At 61.0% G+C, this 22,007-nt stretch carries 12 protein-coding genes; 4 read left to right on the top strand and 8 right to left on the bottom strand.

Features of this window, described 5'->3' with window-relative positions:
* Positions 1-94: 94 nt before the first annotated feature.
* Complete coding sequence (locus M3089_RS01995; RefSeq protein WP_249081462.1) at positions 95-685, top strand: porin family protein; 591 nt, start codon at positions 95-97, stop codon at positions 683-685.
* Between the two features lie 148 nt (positions 686-833).
* Here the strand turns inward: M3089_RS01995 and M3089_RS01990 are convergent, their stop codons facing one another.
* Positions 834-2,807 (bottom strand): AAA domain-containing protein, encoded by a 1,974-nt coding sequence (locus M3089_RS01990; RefSeq protein ID WP_249081461.1) that lies wholly within the window; start codon positions 2,805-2,807, stop codon positions 834-836.
* Positions 2,808-3,375: 568 nt separating this feature from the next.
* On the opposite strand from M3089_RS01990, the gene M3089_RS01985 reads away from it, so the two are divergent.
* Positions 3,376-4,812, top strand: coding sequence for a right-handed parallel beta-helix repeat-containing protein (locus M3089_RS01985; RefSeq protein ID WP_249081460.1), 1,437 nt, complete (start codon positions 3,376-3,378; stop codon positions 4,810-4,812).
* A 154-nt stretch (positions 4,813-4,966) separates the two neighbouring features.
* Here M3089_RS01985 and M3089_RS01980 read toward each other — a convergent pair whose 3' ends face one another.
* Positions 4,967-7,669 (bottom strand): hypothetical protein, encoded by a 2,703-nt coding sequence (locus M3089_RS01980; RefSeq protein WP_249081459.1) that lies wholly within the window; start codon positions 7,667-7,669, stop codon positions 4,967-4,969.
* Positions 7,670-7,897: 228 nt separating this feature from the next.
* Positions 7,898-10,393 (bottom strand): glycoside hydrolase family 95 protein, encoded by a 2,496-nt coding sequence (locus M3089_RS01975; protein WP_249081458.1) that lies wholly within the window; start codon positions 10,391-10,393, stop codon positions 7,898-7,900.
* Between the two features lie 673 nt (positions 10,394-11,066).
* On the opposite strand from M3089_RS01975, the gene M3089_RS01970 reads away from it, so the two are divergent.
* Positions 11,067-13,433, top strand: coding sequence for a two-component regulator propeller domain-containing protein (locus M3089_RS01970; protein WP_249081457.1), 2,367 nt, complete (start codon positions 11,067-11,069; stop codon positions 13,431-13,433).
* Positions 13,434-13,582: 149 nt separating this feature from the next.
* Here M3089_RS01970 and M3089_RS01965 read toward each other — a convergent pair whose 3' ends face one another.
* From M3089_RS01965 to M3089_RS01950, 4 genes are all read right to left on the bottom strand, one after another.
* Positions 13,583-14,524 carry a DUF362 domain-containing protein gene (locus M3089_RS01965; RefSeq protein ID WP_249081456.1) on the bottom strand — a complete coding sequence of 314 codons (942 nt, stop codon included), beginning with the start codon at positions 14,522-14,524 and terminating at the stop codon, positions 13,583-13,585.
* A 79-nt stretch (positions 14,525-14,603) separates the two neighbouring features.
* Entirely contained in the window at positions 14,604-15,524 is a 921-nt protein-coding gene (locus tag M3089_RS01960; protein WP_249081455.1) for a cation diffusion facilitator family transporter, read from the bottom strand.
* Between the two features lie 948 nt (positions 15,525-16,472).
* Positions 16,473-17,342: a helix-turn-helix domain-containing protein gene (locus M3089_RS01955; RefSeq protein WP_249081453.1), complete on the bottom strand. Its 870-nt coding sequence runs from the start codon at positions 17,340-17,342 to the stop codon at positions 16,473-16,475.
* Positions 17,343-17,365: 23 nt separating this feature from the next.
* Positions 17,366-18,277, bottom strand: a complete 912-nt coding sequence (locus M3089_RS01950; protein WP_249081452.1) for a helix-turn-helix domain-containing protein — start codon at positions 18,275-18,277, stop codon at positions 17,366-17,368.
* 280 nt (positions 18,278-18,557) lie between these two features.
* Between M3089_RS01950 and M3089_RS01945 the strand changes: the two genes are divergently transcribed.
* Positions 18,558-19,994 carry a sulfatase-like hydrolase/transferase gene (locus M3089_RS01945; RefSeq protein WP_205107020.1) on the top strand — a complete coding sequence of 479 codons (1,437 nt, stop codon included), beginning with the start codon at positions 18,558-18,560 and terminating at the stop codon, positions 19,992-19,994.
* Positions 19,995-20,203: 209 nt separating this feature from the next.
* Here M3089_RS01945 and M3089_RS01940 read toward each other — a convergent pair whose 3' ends face one another.
* A complete protein-coding gene (locus tag M3089_RS01940; protein WP_249081450.1) occupies positions 20,204-21,790 on the bottom strand; it encodes a glycoside hydrolase family 43 protein in 1,587 nt (528 codons plus the stop codon).
* Between the last annotated feature and the right edge of the window lie 217 nt (positions 21,791-22,007).

The following is a 22,007-nucleotide window of genomic DNA, read 5'->3' as shown; positions in this document are numbered from 1 at the left end:
TAAGTGAATTTAGTCATGCCTTGTCCGGGTTAAGGCGCCCTCGACCGGCATGAGGCATGAAGAGCAACAGCAGGGGGCGCGCAACATATCGGTTATGAAGAAGATATTACTGATGGCAGCCATCGTGCTGTCGAGTCTGGGTGTAAAGGCCCAGACGGAGCCGGGAACATTCACCCTTATGCCAAAGGTGGGTCTTAACATGGCTAAGTCAGGTTTTGATGACACTAAGATGAAAGCCGGAGCTGTGGCCGGTGTCGAGGCCGAATACCGCTTCTCGCAGCTGTTCGGGCTCTCGGCAGGCCTCCTTTACTCTATGCAGGGTGACAAGGCCGACAAAGGTGACGGCAAGTTCAAGACCGAATACATCAACATTCCCATCCTCGCCCACATCTATGTTTGGAAGGGTCTTTCCATCAATGCGGGCATCCAGCCCGGCTTCATGACCAAGGCCAAGGAGGATTACGACGACATGAGCGTTGACTGGAAGGACGCATGCAACACTTTCGACTTCTCTATTCCCGTTGGACTTTCGTATGAGTTCAGCAACATCGTTATCGATGCACGCTACAATATCGGCGTCACCGACATATTAAAGAACAACACCGTTGAGTTTGACGAAGTAGACTACGACTATGGCAAGAACGGCGTGCTCTCTATAACCGTAGGCTACAAGTTTGCCCTTTAGGCTTGTTGGCCGGCCAATATATAAGGCGGTGCCCCGGCGGGGCACCGCCTTTTGTTTGCGGCCGCAGCTCACTGGCCGTGCGGCAATGGTCATGCAGGTGTGCCGTGGCTGCCGCGCCCCGGCGCGGTGGCGCGCCTGCGGCGTTGCCTCACTGTTGGCGGCAGGCGGCCTTCAGCCCTTCGATGTACTCCCACAGCTGGCGGTAGAAGGGGTGGCGCGTCATGGTTGGCACGTCGCCGAGTATGATGAGCTTCATCCGGGCGCGCGTGATGGCCACGTTCATTCGGCGCAGGTCGCGCAGGAAACCTATCTCGCCGCTGTCGTTGGAGCGCACGAGCGAAATCAGGATGATGTCGCGCTCCTGCCCCTGGAAGCCGTCGACGGTGTTCACCGATATGCTCCGGCGCATGGGCTTGAGGCTGTCGCGCCGGCTGATGAGGTGGCGCAGGTATTGCACTTGCGCCCTGTAGGGCGATATTATGCCCACGTCGATGCGCTCGTCGACAATCCTCTGCCGGCCGATGCGGTTGAAATAGTCGTCGAGGGTGGCCAGGGTGAGCTCGGCCTCGGCCTTGTTGATGCGGCCGAAGCTCTCGCCCACAAACTCCTCCCTGAAGGGGTTGGCCTCGCTGTCGGCCTCGCCGGGCGCGGCGGCGGCCATCTGCGACGTGTCTATCCACGTCATTGGGATGTCGAGGTCGAGTATCCCGCGGTGGCGTACCTCGGGTGCCGACTCCACCCGGCCGCCGTAGAACCACCGGCTCGAGAAGCGCATTATGTCGTCGTTCATGCGGTATTGCATGCGCAGAAGCGTCACCGCCGAGGGGTGCAGCTCAACAATGCGCTCCATGAGCGTGCGCCCCAGTCCGCCGCGCATGGCCCCGATGCTTTTCACCGTGGGCGGCAGCTGGCAGTGGTCGCCCGCCAGCACCACGCGCCCGGCCCGCCTTATGGCTATCCAGCAGGCCGCCTCGAGGGCCTGGGCGGCCTCGTCGATGAACAGCGTGCCAAACTTCATGCCCTCCAGCAGGCGGCTGGCCGAGCCCGTCAGCGTCGAGGCTATGACGCGGGCCTCGCCAAACAGCTCGGCGTTGATGCGCAGCTCTATCTCGGCGGCCCGCCCCTTCAGGCTCTCCATGCGCTGGTGCCAGCGGTCGTCGCCGCGGCGGCGGTGGGCCCGCAGCTCGCGTATGGCCCGCCGTATGCCCCACAGCTGCGGGTAGTCGGGGTGCGACTCGAAGCGGCGCTCGTAGGTAAACGACAGCATCTTGTCGTTCACCCGCGTGGGGTTGCCTATGCGCAGCACGCTCACACCGCGGTCTACGAGCTTCTCTGATATCCAGTCTACCGCCATGTTGCTCTGCGCGCACACCATCACCTGGGGTTCGCGCAGCAGCGTTTCGTGTATGGCCTCGACCAGAGTGGTGGTCTTGCCCGTGCCCGGCGGGCCGTGCACTATGGCCACGTCCTTGGCCCTGAGCACCTCGTTGACGGCGTCTTGCTGCGTGGCGTTGAGGTAGGAGAAGCGCATCGGGGCAAAGGTGAGCCGGCCGGGCTCGCGGCGCGAGTAGAACAGGTCGCGCAGGTAGGCGAGCCGCCCCTTGGCCCGCATGGTGCGGTCGAGCGCGTCGAACATCAGGCGGTAGCTCGTCTCGTCGAACGACAGCTGCACGCCGGCGTCGGTGGCAGCCTGCAGCGCCACGGCGTCGGCGGCGTCGGGCAGTGCCACCACCATGCGGTCGCCGTCGACAAAGCTCACCGTGGCCGTAAACCCGAAGTATTTCAGCTTGCCCTGTGGCTCGGCCCCGGTATGCCTTGAGCCCCGGGTGCCGTCGCCGTCGGCCGTGGCGCGGAAGAACACCACGGGCCTGCCGAACTCGAAGTTGTGCTCTATCTCGGTGTCGGCCGTGCGGTACACCTCGATGCAAAACTGGTTGAGCGAGTTGTAATAGGTGCGGCCCATGCGCAGCGGCCACCATGCGTCGCCGCGCTTCACCTTGCGCCGCATGCCCACGGCCTCGGTCTGGCGGCGGAATTCCTCTTTGTCGGCATCGTATTCCATCTGCAGCAGCGCGCGCTGGCGCTGCAGCTCGAGTATGGGCGATATGCTTTGGTCTGTCATGTCTGTATTGTTTGCGTTTGGGTGCGGCCCTGCCTGCATGCGGGGCGGAATGCCAAACAAAGGTAGCAATTTTATTTTTACCGGCCAAACAATGCGGCTCCATTGAGTGGTTTTTGGGCCTCGGTGAGGCCGTGGATTCATGACAAATGCTTACAAAAGGCTTCATCGGGACAGGGCGGCTTGCGTATGGCACTGCCGAACGGCCTGTTTCGTGGTGCCATACGGGCCGTTTGGCATAGTCATTCGGCCGGTTTTGCAAGGCAAAACGACCGCTGCTGCAAGTGGTTGTGGCTCAGGTTGTTATGCGGGGATGGGGCTGGATGCGTTTTCCTTTACACTGCCTGCCGCGCTGCGGGCTTGCGGCGGCATGGCGCTGTTGTGCCCGATTGTTGCCGCGACGGTGGCCGTGGTGGATTTTTGTCTTTGTTTTTTGTTCTCGTTAAGAAAAAACGTGTACCTTTGCAGAACGCAAACCGGCACCAGGCGGTGCGATGGAGGAATTGCATGGCGCCCCGTTTGCAATATATTTAAAATAAAAACAAACGCTTACGTAAAGTAATCTTTAAGTATGAGAAAACTGTACTTCATGGCCGTGTTGGCCTTTTCCGTTGCTGCGCAGGCCAAGGTGGTGTATGTGGCACCCGACGGCAACGACGCCGGCAGCGGCTCCATCGACAGTCCGCTGGCCACCCTGGCGGCCGCACAGCAGCTGTTGGCACCTGGCGACACGGCTTACTTCCGCGGCGGCACCTACCACATCACCGAAGACCAGGTGATGGGTGTCGAGGAGAAAATATATGCCACGGTGTTCAACCTGAACAAGAGCGGGCGCGAGGGCGCGCGCATAGTGTATGCCGGCATGCCCGGAGAGCGGCCAGTGTTCGACCTCACGGCGGTGAAGCCCGAGGGGTTGCGCGTGTCGGTGTTCTACATACATGCCAACTGGCTGCACCTGAAGAACTTCGACATTGTGGGCACGCAGGTTACCATCACCGGCCACACGCAGTCGGAGGCCATATCCATACGCCGGGGCAATAGCCACAATGTCATCGAGAACGTGGCCATACACGACGGCATGGCCATAGGGGTGTACATCACAAAGGGCTCCGACAACCTTGTGCTCAACTGCGATGCGTACCGCAACTACGACTCGGTGAGCGAGGGAGGGCGCGGCGGCAACGTCGACGGCTTTGGGTGCCACGTGCGGCGACAAGACACGGGCAACGTGTTCCGTGGGTGCCGGGCGTGGTGCAACAGCGACGACGGTTACGACCTCATCAACTGTTTCGCTCCCGTGACGTTCGACCACTGCTGGGCCATGTTCAGCGGATACCGCGACGAAGACAGCAAGACGCCGGGCGACGGCAACGGGTTTAAGGCCGGGGGATATGGCAAGCAGGTGCAGGACGAGCCCTTCGACGCGCCACGCCACACCGTAAACAACTGCATAGCTTACTCAAACAAGGCAAACGGATTTTATGCCAACCATCACCTCGGGGGCAACGACTGGCTTAACAACACGGCGTGGAAAAACAAGTACAACTACTGTCTGGTTAACCAAAAGGCGTGGGATGAGGCTGTCGACGTCGACGGATACGGGCACACGCTGCGCTCTAACGTCTCTTACCAGGCCAACCGCGGCGACTGGACTCAGATAGACCGCAACCGCTGCACGATAGAGAACAACTCGTTTCTGCCCACGGCCTGTGTGGTGCAACCGTCAGACTTTGTCTCTACCGACTACCGTGAGCTGATGGCACCGCGCAAGGCCGACGGTTCGTTGCCCGACACCGACTTCCTCCGGCTCGTGCCTTCGAGCCCGCTCCATGGCGCCGGCATGGGCTGGCAGTTTGCCCCGGGAGAAGGCCCATCGGCCATCTACGGCGTGACGGCAGGGCCAAGCCCCGTTGCCGAAGGCCACATATACACCTTGCAGGGCGTGAGGGTTGACGCTCCGTCAAAGGGGATTTACATCAAGGGAGGCCGCAAGGTGGTGGTGCGTTGAGCCTTTCCTGCGCTTTTGCGCGGGCATGAAAAACGGCCGTCAGGCGCCGGTGTGCATTGCTGCGCATCGCTGCCTGACGGCCTTTGTCATAGTTGCCGCATGTATTTATGTGGGGAGTGTTGCTGCGGCGGGGCTGTTGCCGTGCCGCAGCTTGTCATTTCCTGACGTATTTTTTGCCGCCGCTGATGTACAGCCCGCGCCCGTTGCGGCCGGCCACTATGCCCGAGAGAGTGTACGTAAGGGCATCGTCTGTGGCGGTTTCAGCAAAAGTCTTGTCGATAGAGGCGCCCACTTCGGTGTTCGGCATCTCGTCGGTGAAACAGAAGTTGAACGTCCGCGTCATGCTGCTGCCGGTGGTTTCGTCGGTCACGGTGACGCCGGCCGTAGTGAGCATAGGCTCGTCAGACCTTGCCGTAAGGGTACCGCCGGAGCTGACGGAGACCGTTGCGTCGCCCTGGGTGAGCCTGAACGACGCCCCGTTGAAGCCGGCGAAGTATGGGCTGAGGTCTATTTCGGCCTGTTTGCCGGTCCTGATGATGAAGTTGGGCAGTGCAATCCAGTTTATGTAACGCTCAAGGTTGGTGTATGTGGGGTGGTCTTTGCTCAGGCCGTTGTTGTCGGCCGAGGCCTTGTCGGTGCCCACGGCATCCTCAAACCAGTCGGGAACGCCGTCGCCGTCGGTGTCGAATCCCTCGGGGCGGGAGGCCTCGGTGATGTTCAGCCCGGCAAATCCCTCGGCGTCGCTCTCCTTGTCTATGAGGCCCTTCTTGCCCGTTCGGCTGCCCACGGTCGACGTGGTTCCGTTGAGAGTCTCGCTGATCATGCGCTCGTCGTGGTTGTCGATGGCCGGCAGGTTGCACCCTACGTCAGAGAGAACCGAGCGCAATGCCTGCTCGGCGGGCTCCGTGGTGATGTGCGACTCGAAGAAAGGCACGCTGCTGAACACCTCCCAGTCGACCACCTGACCGCCCGAAGTGGTGTAACGGTAGGTGTCGCCCAGCTTGTCAGACGACTTGCTTCCATCGGTGTTCTCGCGTATGTTGCCGCTCACGTAGTAGCTTTGTGAGCCGGTGCCGGTGCCTTCCAGGTCGGCCTTGAGCAGCGTTTTCTGGGTCGACGACGGCCCCATCTTGTAGTAGTTGCCAACAAACTGGCCCTCGTGGGTGCCTCCGTCGCACGCCCGTCCGCCCCAGTTGTAGCACACGTTGTTTACCATATCGTGGTGCCCGGCGTAGGCTCCGTCGCCGTCGAGGCCACCCGCCATGCTCCAGTTGCGGCCTTCGCAGTGTGCCATGAGGTTGTGGTGGTACGACCCGTAGTCGCCTCCGATGGTGGCGGCATAGCCGTGATTGGTGTAGTTGTCATAGTTTTTGTGGCCTGCCTGGTTCAGTGCCTCGGAGATGAGCGTGCGCTGCAGCGTTACGTTCTTGGCGTTGCGTGAGCTGAATGCCTCGTCGATGGTCCAGCTGACAGAGCAGTGGTCCATGATGGAATGGTCGTTGCCGGCCATGCCCAGGCCGTCGCTGGTGTTCGGGTTGGGCGAGGTGCCGTCCCAGTCGTCGGCCCCTCCCACTCTCATCCTGACGAACCTGGTGATGCCGTCGCTCTGCATGCCAAACGGTTTGCCCTTCATCATGATGCCGCGGCCAGGTGCTGTCTGTCCGGCGATGGTGACATACTTGTCGGGTACGGTAAGCCTTTCCTTGAGATCTATCACCCCTCCGACGTCGAAGACAATCGTGCGAGGCCCTTCCACCTTGGTGATGCCGTAGCGGAGGGTGCCCGGCTGCGGGTCGGAAGGGTTGTCGTCAAGCGACGTCACGTGGTAGACGGTGCCTCCGCGCCCTCCTATTGCGAAGCGTCCGTAGCCCTCTGCCCCCGGGAAAGCTATGCGCCTTGGCCGGAACGACCACACTTCGCCGGTGTAGGTGTTGCCTTCGGCGTCTTCTTCGTCGACCCTCCAATAGTATGTCTCGAACGGGCTGAGGCCGTCGACGGTATGGCTTGGCTGTGTTGTCACGGCCGCTTCAGACATAGACTCGGGGTCGGTGCCTATGTAGATGTGGTGGCGCGTGGCCGCCGTGGCGGCCGTCCACTTCAGCTCTATGCTCCCCACGGCCCCCTCGGCCTCGTCTTGCGGCCCGGCCGTCGTGGCTGCATGGCAGTCGCCGTTGGCCGGTGTCGGGTCGGCGGCCGTGGTCAGCGGGTTGGGCTGGTCGAACACTATGGCGTTGAGGAAGAGCGATGTGGTCATCTGTTGCCCCGTGTAGTCCACCCCGTCTTCGGGCATTGTGCGGTATGTTATGACCACGTCGGTGCCTGCCTCGGCCGTGAACGTGACATACGACTGTCCGCTTTCCGACGGCGTCTGTGCCCTGTTGGTTTGCCTGATGCCCTTTGCCACGCACTCATCTCCCACGAACACGTCGATAGGCGGGCCGCTGTAGCCGTCGGTATTGTTGTGGTAGGCCAGCAGCGAGTGCTCTCCCGCTGCCAGGCCGCTTATGGTCAGCGTGAGTGCCACGCTGCCCTGCTGTATCTGCGGCGTGTTTCCGTCGGCGTCGAGGCCGTAGACGCCGATGCCGTCGCTCACGAGCTTGGAGTACGCCTGCACCCCTTGCTTCCACCAGTTGCCTTTTATCACCCGTCCCTGCTGTGCGTCGGCCACGCCCACGGTGATGCCGATGCCGTCGATGGTGGCCGATGCCGACGTGCCTTGTCCTATTGCCCATGGCGTGTAGCCGGGTTCGGTGAGCCTGTCTTCGGCCCATGTCGACGTGTTGTTGAAGTCGACCTTCTGTGCCCCGGCGGCTACGGAGTATGCCAGGGCGGCCCAAACGATGATGCCTTTGTTCATTTTTTAGTTAGTTTTTAGCTTGATGGTAGTCGTTGGTATTGTCACACTTGCAAAGATACTTCATTAATCTTGATAATCAAAGCGAATGGTGTTATTTATTGTTGCGCATGCGGGTACGTTTTGGGATATGCCGCCCGGGCCCGCCGCAAGTGCCATATAAAGAAGGTGCGCATGATTCACATCAGGCGCACCTCACTAATGAAGAAAAAAGTTTTTGTAAAAGTTATGTTAAATGCCTTTCAGTGTTATGATGTCTCCTGGTTGGGTCTCCACATCGTATAGATGCGTCTTGCGTGCCGCCGTGCCCGTGGCCTGGTTGCCGGCGGGCACATACCCGCCCTCAGGGTTGACGCGCTCCACGGGCATTGTCCACGTGGCGAACAGCGGGTTGGGGTTGGGCTGTGCGTAGTCAGCGGCCTTCAGCGTGTGGCTTTCCGACGCCACCGGCACAGCCGAGCGCAGCCTGAGGTTGCCTCCGATGGTGCTGCGTATGGTGGCCTCGGCCAGCTTGCCTCGTTGCCACTTCATTTTCTCAATCACGAAGCCTCCCACCGTGCGCAATCCGCTCACCTCTCCGTCGGCCCATTCGGCCGGTATGGCCGGCAGCAGGAACACCGCGCCGTCGTGGCTCTGCACCATCATCTCGGCAATGCCGGCCGTGCAGCCGAAGTTGCCGTCTATCTGGAATGGCGGGTGGGCGTCGAACATGTTGGGGTAAGTGCCTCCGCCCTGTCCTTTCTCAACGTTGGCAGGCACGAGCGATAGCTGGTCTTTGATGAGCTTGTAGGCATGGTCGCCGTCGAGCAGGCGCGCCCACAGGCACACTTTCCACCCCATTGACCATCCGGTGGAGCGGTCGCCGCGCTGTGTGAGCGACACCCTGGCGGCGTCGAAGGCCTCGGGGTTGCGCAGCGGCGAAATCTCGGTGCCGGGATACAGTGCCCAGAGGTGCGACACATGGCGGTGGTGGTCGGTCGGGCTGTCCCAGTCGTCGGCCCACTCCTGCAGTTGTCCGTGCTTCCCTATGCGCAGCGGGATGAGCCTTGAGCGCATGCCGAGCAGCGTGTCGGCAAAGAGCCGGTCGGTGCCGAGCGCTGCCGCGGCGGCTGCCGTGTTGGTGAACAGGTCGGCCACGAGCTGGTTGTCCATGGTGATGCCGGCATAGAGGTTGGCTTTGGGCTTGCGCTTCGGCGCGTTTTCGGGCGACACCGAGGGGCACACCACGAGGTGGCCGTTGCGCGGGTCGGTGACCATGAAGTCGACGAAGAACTCGGCCGCCCCCTTCATGTAGGGGTAGACAGAGCGCAGGTAGTCGCGGTCGCCGTTGTAGAGATAGCGTTGCCATAGGTGCTGGCACAGCCATGCGCCCGACATAGGCCACGCTCCGCTGTATGGAACGTCGACCGGTCCGGTCATGCGCCACAGGTCGGTGTTGTGGTGGGCCACCCATCCGCGGCAGCCGTATTGCAGCCGTGCCGTGGCGGCTCCAGCCTGGCTCAGCTCGCCCACCATGCGCACCAGCGGCTCGTGCAGCTCGCTCAGGTTGCAGGGCTCGGCCGGCCAGTAGTTCATCTCGGTGTTTATGTTTACTGTATAGCGGCACCTCCACGCCGGGTTGAGCTTGGCGTTCCACTTGCCCTGCAGGTTGGCGGGCTGGCATCCGGGCTGCGACGAGCTTATGAGCAGGTAGCGGCCAAACTGGAAATAGAGCGCCACGAGGTAGTTGTCGGCTGCGTCCTTGAAGTCGCGTATGCGCTCGTCGGTGGGCTTGTCGGGATATTTGTCGGGCCCGAGGTCGAGGCTCACGCGGTCGAACTGCTCCTTGTAGCGGGCTACGTGGGCTGCCTTGGCCTCGGCATAGGGGCGGTTGCTTGCCGCCATGTATTGGTCGATGCGCTGCCGTGGGTCGGCCGATATGTCCTTGTAGTTGACGAAGTTGGTGGCCATGGCCACATAGATGGTCACGGCGTCGGCCCCGCTCACTACGAGGCTGTCGCCCGCTGCCGTCACCGTGCCGCCTTCATTGTCTACCTTGGCGTCGACAACAAACCTCACCTTGCCGGGCACGGCGCGGCCGGCGGCCTGCGTGGTGCCCTCCATGGTGAGCGTGGCGCCCCGGGCGCTGCGCCTGGTGGGGTTGCCTTCGGGGTATGTCAGCGACGCCGAGAAGTTGAGCCTGCCGCGCTCCGATGCCGTGTAGCGTATCACGAGCAGCTGGTCGGCTAACGAGGTGAAGGCTTCCTGCCTGTAGCTCACGCCGCCTACGCTGTAGGTGGTTGTCGAGAGGGCGCTGTCAAGGCTTAGACTCCGCCGGTAGCCGGTGTAGCCCCCGTGGTCGGCAAAGCGCACCATCAGGCTGCCTGCAGTCTGGTATGCGCCTCCCTTGCCGTATATCCTCGGGCCCATTAGCTGCGTTTCGGCCAGCACTTGCGCCGAGTCGCTGCGTCCGCTGAATATCAGTTGGCGCAGATTGTCGAGATATTTCGGGGTGTCGGGATTGTGGTTGCTGTATGGCGAACCGTTGGATATGGTCTCTTCGTTTATCTGGAATTGCTCGCAGACGGGATTGCCGAACACCATGGCAGCCAGGCGTCCGTTGCCTATGGGAAGGGCCTCGTTCCATGTCGTGGCGGGCGAGCCGTACCACAGGTTCAGTGCTTTTGGGTTGGCTTGCACCGACAGCGCGAGCGCTGCCGATGCAATAACCGTAATAAACTGTCTCACTGGTTAAGACGAAATAGTTAAGTAATATGTTTATATAGTCAAGTAATTTGTTTTCTGTTTTTGACCACGGCAAAATTACGAAAAACGGCGGCCGGTGTGGTGGAAAATCGTGTTGGCATGGTGCATTTTCGTGTAAACACGTGGCAAAACGGCAGTTACGGACGATTTTCACACCTTCGTTTTCGCCTGTCGGCGGCCCCCGGGCGCGGCCTTGCCGCCGTTGTCGCCCGATGGCTCGGCGTGGCGTGCCCCGCGGGCGCGTGCGGCTGTGCTCCGCTCCGGCCATTGATGGCCCTGCGGGCCGCCTGGTTTTTGTAACAATTTGCGCCGCGAGGCACCGGCGCCGTGGCCCGCGGCGCAAGTGGCTGGCACACAGGCGGCTGCGGCAGGCTGCCGTTTGGCATTGCAAAACAGGCCTTATTGCATGGCGAAACAGGCTGTTCGGGGCGGCCGCGGGGCACGTTTGGCAGCGCCATTCGGCGCAAGTGGCTGCGCGGAAGGGGAGTTGTAAATGTTTTTTATAGCCCGCGCCGCATTGCCCCGACCCCGGTGCGGCATGGGGCCGAGTACGGACAATCTGCCTGCCGGCGTGCATTTTAATGGTCTAACACTTAAGTTTTTAGACATTTTTTCGCTAACTTTGCAGGCAAGAACACTGCATCAATAGACAGGAATGAGACGACTGTTGGCTTTCATACTCATAGCCCTGCTTTCGGGCATGGGCCTCCGTGCTGCCGACGAGGTGCGGATAATGACCTTCGACGAGGGCGATGGCTTTGCCGAGAGCCGCGTGAGCTGCATAATACAAGACCGCGCCGGGATAATATGGTTTTCCACCTGGGACGGCCTTTACCGCTACGACGGCTACCGGCTGCGCAACTACAAGGCGCGGCCCGGCGACAACTGCCCCCTCGAGGCAAACCGGATTGACTACATACGCGAGCTCGCCGACGGCAACATCCTGTGCCGGGTGCGCTCCGACTATTTCGTATTCAACCGCACATCGCGCAAGTTCACGCCATACACTGGCCCGCGCTCGGCCCACGACGTGCGCTACATGCCCGACGAGGCCACGCAGCGCATGGTGGCCGCCATGCCGCGCTATGCCGGCATTTCGGTGCGCATTCTCTACAAAGACAGGCAGGGGGGGATATGGGTGTACTCCATGCTGGGCCTCGACCGCATATCGTTTGTTAGCAAGCCAATAAGCAACCGCAAGGCCACCGACGCCCCGCAGGAAGAGGTGCGCGGTCTCATGGAAGACAGCAAGGGGCGCCTCTGGGTGGCCGACAAAAACGGCTATGTGCGCATAGTGGGCCGCGACGGACGGCTGGCGGGCTACCTCGACGCCTCCGGCAGCCTGAGGCCGGCGCCCGTGCTCTTCGGCCACAGCGTCTACTGCATACGCGAAGACAGCCGCGGCACAGTGTGGATGGGGGCCAAGGGCAGCGGGCTGTTCCGCCTGACGCCGTCGGACAAGGGGTTCGCCGTAGACCGTTACGTGGCCAACAACCCCATAGACGGCGACCTAAACCACAACGACATATACTCTATAGTGGAAGACTCGTACGGCCGCATGTGGATTGGCACTTACGGAGGCGGGCTCAACGTGGCCACCGTGGGGCCGGGCGGACGGGTCACCTTTGCCAACAGCGGCAACGGGCTGCCACCCGTCCACGAGGGCGACGTAGAGATTCACCGGCTGGCCATCACGCCCGGCGGAGTGCTGCTCGTGGGCACCAACACCGGCCTTTACACCGCGCGCATAGAGCGCAACACGGCTGCCATGAAGTTTCACGCCAACCGGCGCGACCCGGCCGACGCCACCTCGCTGAGCAACAACCGGGTGACCGACATTGTGCAGGCGCGCTCGGGCAACATCTTCGTGTCTACATACGGTGGCGGGCTTTGCCGAATAATGAGCACCAACCTGCTTTCCGACACCATAACGTTCAGGCCCTACACCACCGACAGCGGCCTGGCCAGCGACGTGGTGATGTCGGTCACCGAAGACAAGCAGGGCCGGCTGTGGCTCGTGTCGGGGGCCTCGCTGAGCTGCTTCGTGCCGTCCACCGGCGTCATCACCAACTTCAAGCGGAGCATGTTCAGCGGTGGCTTCGTCTTCTCTGAGGCCCGCCCGCTCTGCATGGCCGACGGGCGGCTCGTGATGGGCACCACGCAGGGCATACTGGAGTTCAATCCGGCCGAGCTGAAGAAAAGCAGCTACGTGCCGCCAATAGTCGTTGACTGCGGCAGCAGGGTGGAGCTGGGCCCCAACGAGAAGAGCCTGAGCATAGAGATGGCTGCACTCGACTACAACAAAAACGAGCAGATAGAGTATGCCTACAAGCTCGACGGGGTGGACGAGACGTGGAACTACACCACCGACAGCCACATTCGCTATGCCAACATACCGGCGGGGAAATACCTGCTGCACATAAAGTCGACCAACGGCGACGGCATCTGGACCGACAACGAGCGCACCATCGAGATACACCGCACGCCCGCATTCAACGAGAGGCCCATGGCATGGATGCTCTACGGGGGGCTGCTACTCGTGGCGCTCTACGCCATATTCAAGGTGGCGGCATACATCAGGCGGCTGCAGCGCGAGCTGAGCGACATTAAGATGACCACCGGCGAGAAGGTGGAATACGCCCTGCTGAAGCACGGCGAGAGGCACGTGTCGGGCCAGGGGGCGCCCGAGGCCGACGTGGAGCGTGAGCGGGACGACGCATGGTCGGCCAAGGTGTGGGCCTACATGGAGCGCAACATGGCCAACGCCGAGCTCACCGTCGACAGCTTTGCGCAAGACATGGGCATGAGCCGGTCGGTGTTCTACCTGAACATGAAGCGGGTGTTTGGCGTTACCCCCAACAACTTCATGCAGGAGGCCCGCATAGCCTACGCCAAGGAACTGCTGCGCGCCCACAGCGGCAACATATCGGAGGTGGCCTACAAGTGTGGCTTCTCCGACCCGAAATATTTCAGCAGGTGCTTCAAGAAGGCCACCGGCATGACTCCCTCGGAGTATTGCTGAGGGCAGCGCTGGCCGCGGCTCGGCGGCCGGAGCGGGGCCGTGGCGTGGCCGGGCGTGGCCGGCAGGCAGGCCTGCGGGGTGCAGCAGGCTGCAAACGACAAAGCCGGGGAACGGAAGTCCGCTCCCCGGCTTTGTCGTTTGTGGCAGCTTTACTTTAGCTCTACAATCTCGTAATTCTTCGAGCCGAGCCCAATCCGCTCGGCATAGTCAACGATGTAAGTACCGTGCTGGCGGTTGATGCGCTCGATGAGCGGCTTGTTGTCGTCGCCCGGCGTGGCCTTGTGGTTGAACACAATGTCGAGGCAAGCCTTGTCGAGCGCCACGGGGTCGGTTGAGGCCAGTATGCCCACATCCTTCATCTTCGGGTCGGCCGGGTGGGAGTCGCAGTCGCAGTCAACGCTCATGTTGTTCATCACGTTGATGTAAACCACGCGACCATTCATGTAGTCGTGCACTCCCTGCGCCGCAGCGGCCATCGACTCGAGGAAATAGTCTTGCGCCGGCAGGTTCTGCCACAGCTCCTTGGGGCTCTGCACCTTGCCCGCCGAGTGTATGTAAGCCTTTCCGTCGGCCGACGCAACGCCTATGCTGGCATTCTTGAGCACTCCTCCGAACCCGCCCATGGCGTGGCCCTTGAAGTGGGCGAGGTTTACCATGAAGTCGTAGTTGGCCAGGTGCGAGCCCACTATGTCATACTTTATGTGCGTGGTGTCCTTCACCGGTATGTTCATGTTTCCCTCCTCGTCCATGATGTCCACACGCGCTATGCTGTCGAAGCCGTGCTCGTGTATGGCCTTGCGGTGCTCGGCCGACGTGCTGCGGCGCCCGCCGTAGGCAGTGTTGCACTCAACAATGGTGCCCTTTACCTCGTCGACGAGGTTGCGTATGAGCGTCGGTTTCAGGTAGTTGTGGCCTCCGGGTTCGCCAGTGCTTATCTTCACGGCCACGCGGCCGGTGGGTTCCACGCCCAGGGCCTTGTAAACCTTGACAAGCGACTCAGGGGTAATCTCTTTGGTGAAATACACCTTCGACTGGGCCATGGCGCCAGCCGCAGCCATCATGGCGATGGCGATAGTCAGTAGCTTTTTCATGTTTTTGTGGTTTTGATGGGGCAAAGATACTGATTATCTGCAATACATGGCATACCCGAATTACAGAATCTTCGGTTGCTCATCCTCCGTATTGCGTGTCGTGGTCGGCGCAGTGGCAGTCGGCGGTCTCCATCTCGAGAGTGCTGTGGGCAATGCCTTCGGCCATGAGCGCCGCCTTTATCCCGGCCTTGGCCTGCTCCATGGCCCCGAGGTCGTCTATCACCACGTGGGCCGTCAGGGCGTTGGCCGTGGTGCTCATGGCCCAGATGTGCAGGTGGTGCACGTTGACCACGTGGGCGCAACCCTCCATCTTGGCTATCACGTGCTCGGGGTCGATGCCCTCGGGGGTGCCGTCGAGCGACAGCCGCAGGCTCTCGGAGAGCAGCTTCCAGGTAGACACCAGTATCACGGCGGCAATGACGAGCGACACGATGGGGTCGATGGTGTTGCATCCCGTCAGGGTGATGGCCACGCCGGATATTACCACGCCCACGCTCACAAGCGTGTCGGCGGCCATGTGCAGGAATGCCCCGCGCACGTTGATGTCGCCCTTCTGGCCCCTCATGAGCAGCAGGGCGGTGGCCCCGTTGATGATTATGCCCACGAAGGCCGTCCACGACACGGCAATGCCGTCTACCTGGGCGGGCTCGCGGAACTTGTGTATGCTCTCCAGAATGATGGCCCCTACGGCCACGAGCAGTATGATGGCGTTGAGCAGCGATATGAGCACGGTGCTCTTCTTCAGGCCGTAGGTAAACCGCTTCGAGGGGTGCACGGCGGCCAGCTTGAAGGCGGCGAGCACAAGGAGCAGCGAGAACACGTCGCCCAGGTTGTGGCCGGCGTCGGACAGCAGCGACAGCGAGTTTTCCAAAAAGCCCACCGCTGCCTCGACAATGACAAAGGCGGCGTTGAGCGCAATCGACAAGATGAAAATGCCGTTGAGCGATTTCACCTCATGCACATGTGCATGATGGTGGTGGTGGTTGTGGTTTTCCTCCATATCCTTATTATGCTTTTGTTTGCTCTGTGTAAGTAGTTGCGCAGGCCGTGCCCCTTGCGCCGGGGCCCGTGGGCTGCGCTTTTTCACAGGCAAAGGTATGCCGAAGCCTGTGCAACTTGGTTGCAAAGGCAGCCTGCGGCGCTATTGCTGCCGTACGCCGGGGGCATCATGGGCGCGGCCGGGCCCTGCCGATGGCGTGGCGCCGGCAGCGCAACTGTATCTGAAAAGGTTGTGACGGGGCCGGTGATTGCGGCGGAAATATGTATGTTGGTTGATGTTGCGAGGCCGAGGATGGCTGGCCTTATTATATATAATGTGCAATCCATGTGGCCGATTGCCCCTGCAGACCGCCTCGTTGCCATTGTATTTGACTGCCGCTTTGGGCTCTTTGGCTCTGTTTCCGACGCTCGGCGTCGGTGTCGGCATTATGCAAACGTGGCAACGCTTCGGTTGGTTTTGCCTTGTGTTCGGTTGGTTTTGCCGGTTGTCTTAATTAATGTGTGTGATGGATTGGGCGGATGCTTTAGATAGAAGCAAGCTCTGTTGACACTTGGATTTATTGTTTTGATGAAAACATGCTATCGAAAGCTATAGTGCTTACCGCCTGAATAAGGCTTTCGCACGGCCGGGCCGCAGGGTGATATCACCCGTCGGCTTGGCTGCAGGCTGTTTGTTAAGAGTCGTGGCCCATTGTCTTGATGTTCTGTCTGCCATGCCAGTCGGTGTCGGCATTTTTCGCATTGCGGAGCCATTCGCCCGCGCCGGTGCAAGTGCTTCTGCCATAGCGGTTTGCGGCAACGCCCGTATAGCGCTGCCAAACGGCATGTATTGCAATGCGGCGGAGGCCGTTCGGCGGTGCAATACGGCCTCCGCCATCAGGCAAAACGGCCTGCGACATATCGTCGCAGGCCGTTTTGTATGTATTGTTTACCGCCCCGGGGCGTCCTGTCAGTGGTTTCGGTACTCGTTGGGCGTGCATCCGGTGCATTTCTCAAAGAGCATGGTGAATGCCGGTGTCGACGGGAATCCCAGTGTGGCGGCTATCTCGCTCACCTTGCTTTCTGTGCCTATGAGCATCTGCTTGGCCATCTCGAAGCGTCTTTTCTGCACATATTCCTCGGTGGTGTGGCCCGTTTCGGCGTGCAGCATGTCCGACGTGTATGCCTGCGAGTGCCCCGCCCATTGCGCCACCAGCTGTGCCCCGGGCAGTCCTGTGGCCGCGGCGCGTCCCGACCTGAGGTATATGTCAATCTTTTCGGTTACCTTCGCTATGTCTTCGCTGATGATGTCGTGGCGCAGTATGAACTGCCTGGCATAGAACCGGAGGCAGTAGTTGAGCAGCAGTTCGATTTTGTTGCACAGCAGTATGCGGCTGAAGCGGTCGATGCCCCAGTGCAGCTCTTCGTCGATATAGTCGAGGCATCGCTCCACCTGCCTCTTTTCGCGCAGCGACAGCCGCAGCGCCTCGCTCTTGTTGTAGCCGAAGTAGGTGTATTCGGGCATCTTCATGCCCAGGCTGTCGAGGCTTGTCAGGTCGGGGTGGAACAGCAGCAGCCGGCTGTCGGCTTCGCCTTGGGCCTCTATGTGGTGGCCCGGCGGCGCAAACAGCACCGTGGCGTCGGCATAGTCGCAGCTGCACAGGGTGCCGTTGCGGCATCCCGGCACCCTGCCGGCCACCATCACGGCATAGCAGTCGAGGCTCAGCTCTTGCTGCGGGGCCGCCCGGCTCAGGTCGATGACGCTGGCCAGCGGGTGCAGCGTGCGCTCGCCGAAAATGCGGTTGCACCGGCACACGGTCGAAGTATCTGTGTCGTTCATAGGCATTCGGATTGATGTTTGCCTCATGCTTCGGCCCCTGTGCGCCTGTACTCCATGGGCGTCATGCCCACCCCGCGCTTGAAGTAGCGGTTGAAGTGCTGCGGATACTGGAATCCCAGGCTGTATGCAATCTCGGTGACCGACTTGTCTGTGCCGGCCAGGAAGTCCTTGGCCAGGTCTATTATCTTTCCTTGTATGAACTCTTGCGGCGACCGTCCGGTTTCTTTTTTCACGAGGTCGCCGAAGTAGTTGGGCGAAAGGAAGCACCTTTCGGCGAAGTATTTCACCGACGGCAGCCCCTCGCGCTCGGCCCGGTTGCCCCTGAAGTAGGTGTTGAGCTCGTTCTCAAAGCGCGTGAGCACGTCGTGGTTGGCTTCGCGGCGGGTGATGAACTGCCTGTCGTAGAACCTCATGCAATAGTCGAGCAGCAGCTCTATGTTGCGGCATATCAGCGGCTTGCTGTGCTGGTCGATGGGACGTCCGAGTTCCATCTCAATCTTGTTGAGGCAGTCGGTGAATATCTTTTTCTCGTCGTCAGACAGGTGCAGCGCCTCGCGCGAGGAGTAGTCGAAAAACGAATACTGCCCTATGCCCTTTCCGAGCGACGTGCCCCGTATGAGGTCGGGGTGGAACAGCAGCCCGCGGGCGTTGGGTTCGAAGTGCGGCATGCGCTTTACGTGCACCACTTGTCCCGGGGCGAAGCTGGTGACGGTGCCCTCCTGGTAGTCGTAGGGCTGCCTGCCGTAGGTGATGTCGCCGCAGTATGTCTGCTTTAGGAAGAGGGCGTAGACCATGTAGTCGTATGCCGCCTCCATGGGGAATGATTCGGGCTTGGCCTTCCTGAGGTCGACCACGGCCACGAGCGGGTGCTGTGTCTCAAACCCGAAGTAATTGTTGTAACTCTCAATCGAGTCTATTATCAATGTCTGCTCCATGTCGTTTTCTCTTTGATTTGCATGGCAAAGATAGCCAATAAATCTCTTATGGCGGTTACATGTATTACAGAAAATAGTGCATCTTTTACCTTTGGCGCCTCCGAACGGCCCATGGCGTCAGGAGAAACAGGCTCATTTTTTTTCGCATTTCGCTTCTTTGTGTCGCTTTTTTCAGTTACCTTTGCATGGTGCAAGCCCCCTCGGCGCACAGCGGCTCTGCAGCCATGGGTGTGGGGTGTGGGCCTGCGCTTGCATTCATACAATGACTAAAACAACCGCAATGAGAAAGAGATGGACACGCATAGGCGGCGCGTTTGCCGCCATCGGCATCATTTCGGCAACCGAGGCGCAGGCTGCCGACGGGCAGGCCAAGGCCACGCCCGACCGCCCCAACATCATCTTCATACTTGCCGACGACCTTGGCTACGGCGACCTGTCGTGCTACGGGAGCCGCTTTGTGAAGACTCCCAACATCGACAACCTGGCCCGCACGGGCACGTCGTTTACGCAGAGCTACGCCGGGAGCGGCATATCGTCGCCTTCAAGGTGTGCTCTGATGACCGGAAAGAACACTGGCAAGACAACCATACGCGACAACCAGTGCACTGCCGGGGGCATACGCGGCGTGAAGGTGTCGCCCGCCGGCGACACCACATACATACGCCGGGCCAACCTCCTGCCCTCCGACACCACCGTCGCAACCGTTCTCTCGGCGGCGGGCTACCGCACCTGCCTTGTCAACAAGTGGCACCTCGACGGCTACGACCCCATGGCTGCGCCCAACCACAGGGGGTTCCACGAGTTCTACGGGTGGACAATAAGCACTGTCGAGTCTAATTCGCCATATTATTACCCGTACTACAGGTTCCACGGCGACAGCCTCATACACATCGACGCCAACGCCCACGACGCCCACGTGCGCCACAACACCGACATAAGCACCGACGACGCGCTGGCTTTCATCGACCGCAACAGGGAGCGCCCGTTCTTCCTCTACCTGGCATACGACGCGCCCCACGAGCCTTATGTCATCGATGACACGTCGTGGTATGACGACCGCAGCGACTGGACGATGAACACCAAGCGCTACGCCTCGCTCATAACGCACATGGACAAGGCCATTGGCAGGTTGCTGTCTCACCTCGACAGCATCGGGCTGAGGGAGAACACGATGGTCATCTTCGCCTCCGACAACGGCGCGGCGGTGCAGGCCCCGCTCAAGGAACTGGGCTGCAACGCCGGCTTCAACGGCCGCAAGGGCATGCTTTACGAGGGCGGCATTCGTGTGCCTTTCATCGTTAACCAGCCCGGGAAGGTGCCTGTGCAGAAGCTGGACAACATAATCTACTTCCCCGATGTGATGCCCACGCTGGCCGCCCTGGCCGGTGGCGAGGCCTCGTTGCCCCAAGGCATCGACGGCATGAACATACTGCCGCTATTCTACGGCAGGCAGGTCGACACCGACAACAGGCTGCTCTACTGGGAGTTTCCGGGCAAGCAGCGTGCCGCAAGGCGTGGCGACTGGAAGTGTGTGACGGTGAAGAAGAACAAGCCCTTGGAGCTTTACAACCTCAAGGACGACCCCGGCGAGCGCCACAACCTTGCCGCCGAGCATCCCGACATGGTCGAGCGGTTTGACCGCGAGATGAAGGCCATGCACCACCCGTCGCCCAACTGGCCTCTCGAGGGCGAGACCCTGCCGGCCGGCGGTCTATAGGCCGGTTGTCGGGGTGGGGCGCGTCGGCACGCGCCGGCTGCCTGCCGTCATGTCGAAGGGGGCGCCGCGGCTGTGCCGCCGGCCTTTGCCCGATGTTTGGCCGCCGGCCGGCAATGCTGTGTTCTGTGCAGCATTGCCGGTCGTCGGTTTTTGTGTTGTGCGGCTGAGGGGTGGCGCCAGCCGGCTTGCGGCGCCACGGCGCAATGCCGTCATCGCCACCCTTTGCCGGCTGCGGGCCACCCGCTGATGTCGTAGACAAAGCAGTCGAAGTCGGCATGTCCGCCGTTGTCGGCCGTAGAATAGCAGAACAGGCCGAGCCGCATGCCCTTCCAGTAGCCGTTGCTCATGGCAAACGGTTCGCCGGCGGGGCTGAAGCTGGCCCCGTCGAGGCTGTAGAAGAAGCGGTGGCTGTTGGCTTCCAGGTTGGTCACGACCCTTAGGCAGACGCCCTTGAAGCGGCCTTTGGCAACGATGGTGCGCCGTCCGTCGCATTCGGTGAACACCCCCTCGGGGCACAGTCCGACGGCCCTGAACTGCTTGCCGTTGCATAGCAGTCCGGCAAAGGTGCTGCCGGTGCTGTCTGTCAGTTCCACCTTGGTGGTGGCGGTGCCCCCATATCCCATAGCCTTCTGCGTAAGCATGTTGCGGCACGGGCGCAGGCTGTCGGCCCTGTCGGCGTGCAGCGTGAGCCACCCGGGGCGCTCGTCGAGGCTCCATTTGCTGTTGTCGGGGTTGTGGCACCACTGCCATTGCGGCATGAGCCTCGATGAGTGCTGCCCCCGCCAGTACAGTTCGTTGCCGTCAAACCAGTCGCTTGCCTGTGGCAGGCAGGGCTTGTCGGCCGCTGTCGTGGCCGGTTTGCCGTGGCTGTCCACGGGTTCGCCTATGCCGTTGCCGTCGGTGTCGGTGCCAATTTCGGGCCATCCGCCGCGCCATCCGGCCGGTTGCAGGTGTACAATCCTGCCCGTGGGGTTCACCGACTGGAAGTGGAAGAACCACCATTCGCCGCTTGGCGTGTCGACAAGGGCGCCCTGGTGGGGCCCGTTGACGGGCGTCGGGCCCTGTTCGAGCACCACCTTCCGCTCATAGGGGCCGTAGATGTTGCGCGACCGCAGCACCGTCTGCCATCCGCTTTCCACCCCTCCCTCGGGTATTATGAGGTAGTAGTAGCCGTCTTTCTTGAGCCATTTGGTGCCTTCGGCCACAGGCCCCGTGTATACCGTTCGGCCCTTGTCGAGCAACCGCGAGCCGTCGGGCGCCATCCTGTGCACTATTATCGGGCCTGCGCCAAGCACGCTATGGCCAAGGTAAGCCTGCCCGTCGTCGTCCCACAGAGGGCACGGGTCTTCCCATCGTTCCACCTTCTCAACACAGTGCAACGGGCTCCACGGCCCTCGCGCGTCGGTGGCCGTGCTCATGAACAGGCCGTCGTCGGGCGTGCAGAAAAACACCCAGAAGCGCCCGTCGTGCCACCTTATGCTCGGTGCCCACGACCCTCCGCCGTAGTGGTTGTTGGCGTCCCATCCCGGCATGTCGAACCGGTCGTACACCTGGCTGACTATTTTCCAGTTCACCATGTCGGCGGACTCAAGCACCTGGATGCCTATGTAATGGAAGTCGGAGGCCACCATGTAATACTTGTCGCCCACCCGTATGACGTCGGGGTCGCTGTAGTCGGCGTTCAATATGGGGTTGGCGTATGTACCGTCGCCACGGTCGCCCCATGCCGGGTGCACCTGTGCATGGCACGGCACCAGCATCATGGCGAAGAGCAATGATGTGACAGATTGTTTCATATCGTTGTCGTTTAGGTTTGCAATTGTCTGTAAGGCCCTCCGGCGGCAGCCGTCTGCCATATCCCGATGGGCGCCGTGGGCTTTTGTGCCGGGGCCGTCGGCATCGCGCCCGAGCCTTTGCTTGTTTTCGGTCAGGGCCGTAGCGTGCCCTAAGGATATAACGCTGCATGTGCATACTTATTTTCCCCGCATCCCGTTTTTAGCCATGTCAAATTGG

Source organism: Marseilla massiliensis, from assembly GCF_023336985.1.
GTDB classification, from domain to species: Bacteria; Bacteroidota; Bacteroidia; order Bacteroidales; family Bacteroidaceae; genus Prevotella; species Prevotella intestinigallinarum.
This window is presented reverse-complemented; position numbering and strand designations above follow the sequence as displayed.

Coding starts and splice junctions, on each gene's coding strand:
- M3089_RS01965 (WP_249081456.1), bottom strand. CDS start 14,524: ATGAAAAAGCTACTGACTATCGCCATCGCCATGATGGCTGCGGCTGGC.
- M3089_RS01970 (WP_249081457.1), top strand. CDS start 11,067: ATGAGACGACTGTTGGCTTTCATACTCATAGCCCTGCTTTCGGGCATG.
- M3089_RS01995 (WP_249081462.1), top strand. CDS start 95: ATGAAGAAGATATTACTGATGGCAGCCATCGTGCTGTCGAGTCTGGGT.
- M3089_RS01980 (WP_249081459.1), bottom strand. CDS start 7,669: ATGAACAAAGGCATCATCGTTTGGGCCGCCCTGGCATACTCCGTAGCC.
- M3089_RS01990 (WP_249081461.1), bottom strand. CDS start 2,807: ATGACAGACCAAAGCATATCGCCCATACTCGAGCTGCAGCGCCAGCGC.
- M3089_RS01940 (WP_249081450.1), bottom strand. CDS start 21,790: ATGAAACAATCTGTCACATCATTGCTCTTCGCCATGATGCTGGTGCCG.
- M3089_RS01960 (WP_249081455.1), bottom strand. CDS start 15,524: ATGGAGGAAAACCACAACCACCACCACCATCATGCACATGTGCATGAG.
- M3089_RS01985 (WP_249081460.1), top strand. CDS start 3,376: ATGAGAAAACTGTACTTCATGGCCGTGTTGGCCTTTTCCGTTGCTGCG.
- M3089_RS01945 (WP_205107020.1), top strand. CDS start 18,558: ATGAGAAAGAGATGGACACGCATAGGCGGCGCGTTTGCCGCCATCGGC.
- M3089_RS01950 (WP_249081452.1), bottom strand. CDS start 18,277: ATGGAGCAGACATTGATAATAGACTCGATTGAGAGTTACAACAATTAC.
- M3089_RS01955 (WP_249081453.1), bottom strand. CDS start 17,342: ATGAACGACACAGATACTTCGACCGTGTGCCGGTGCAACCGCATTTTC.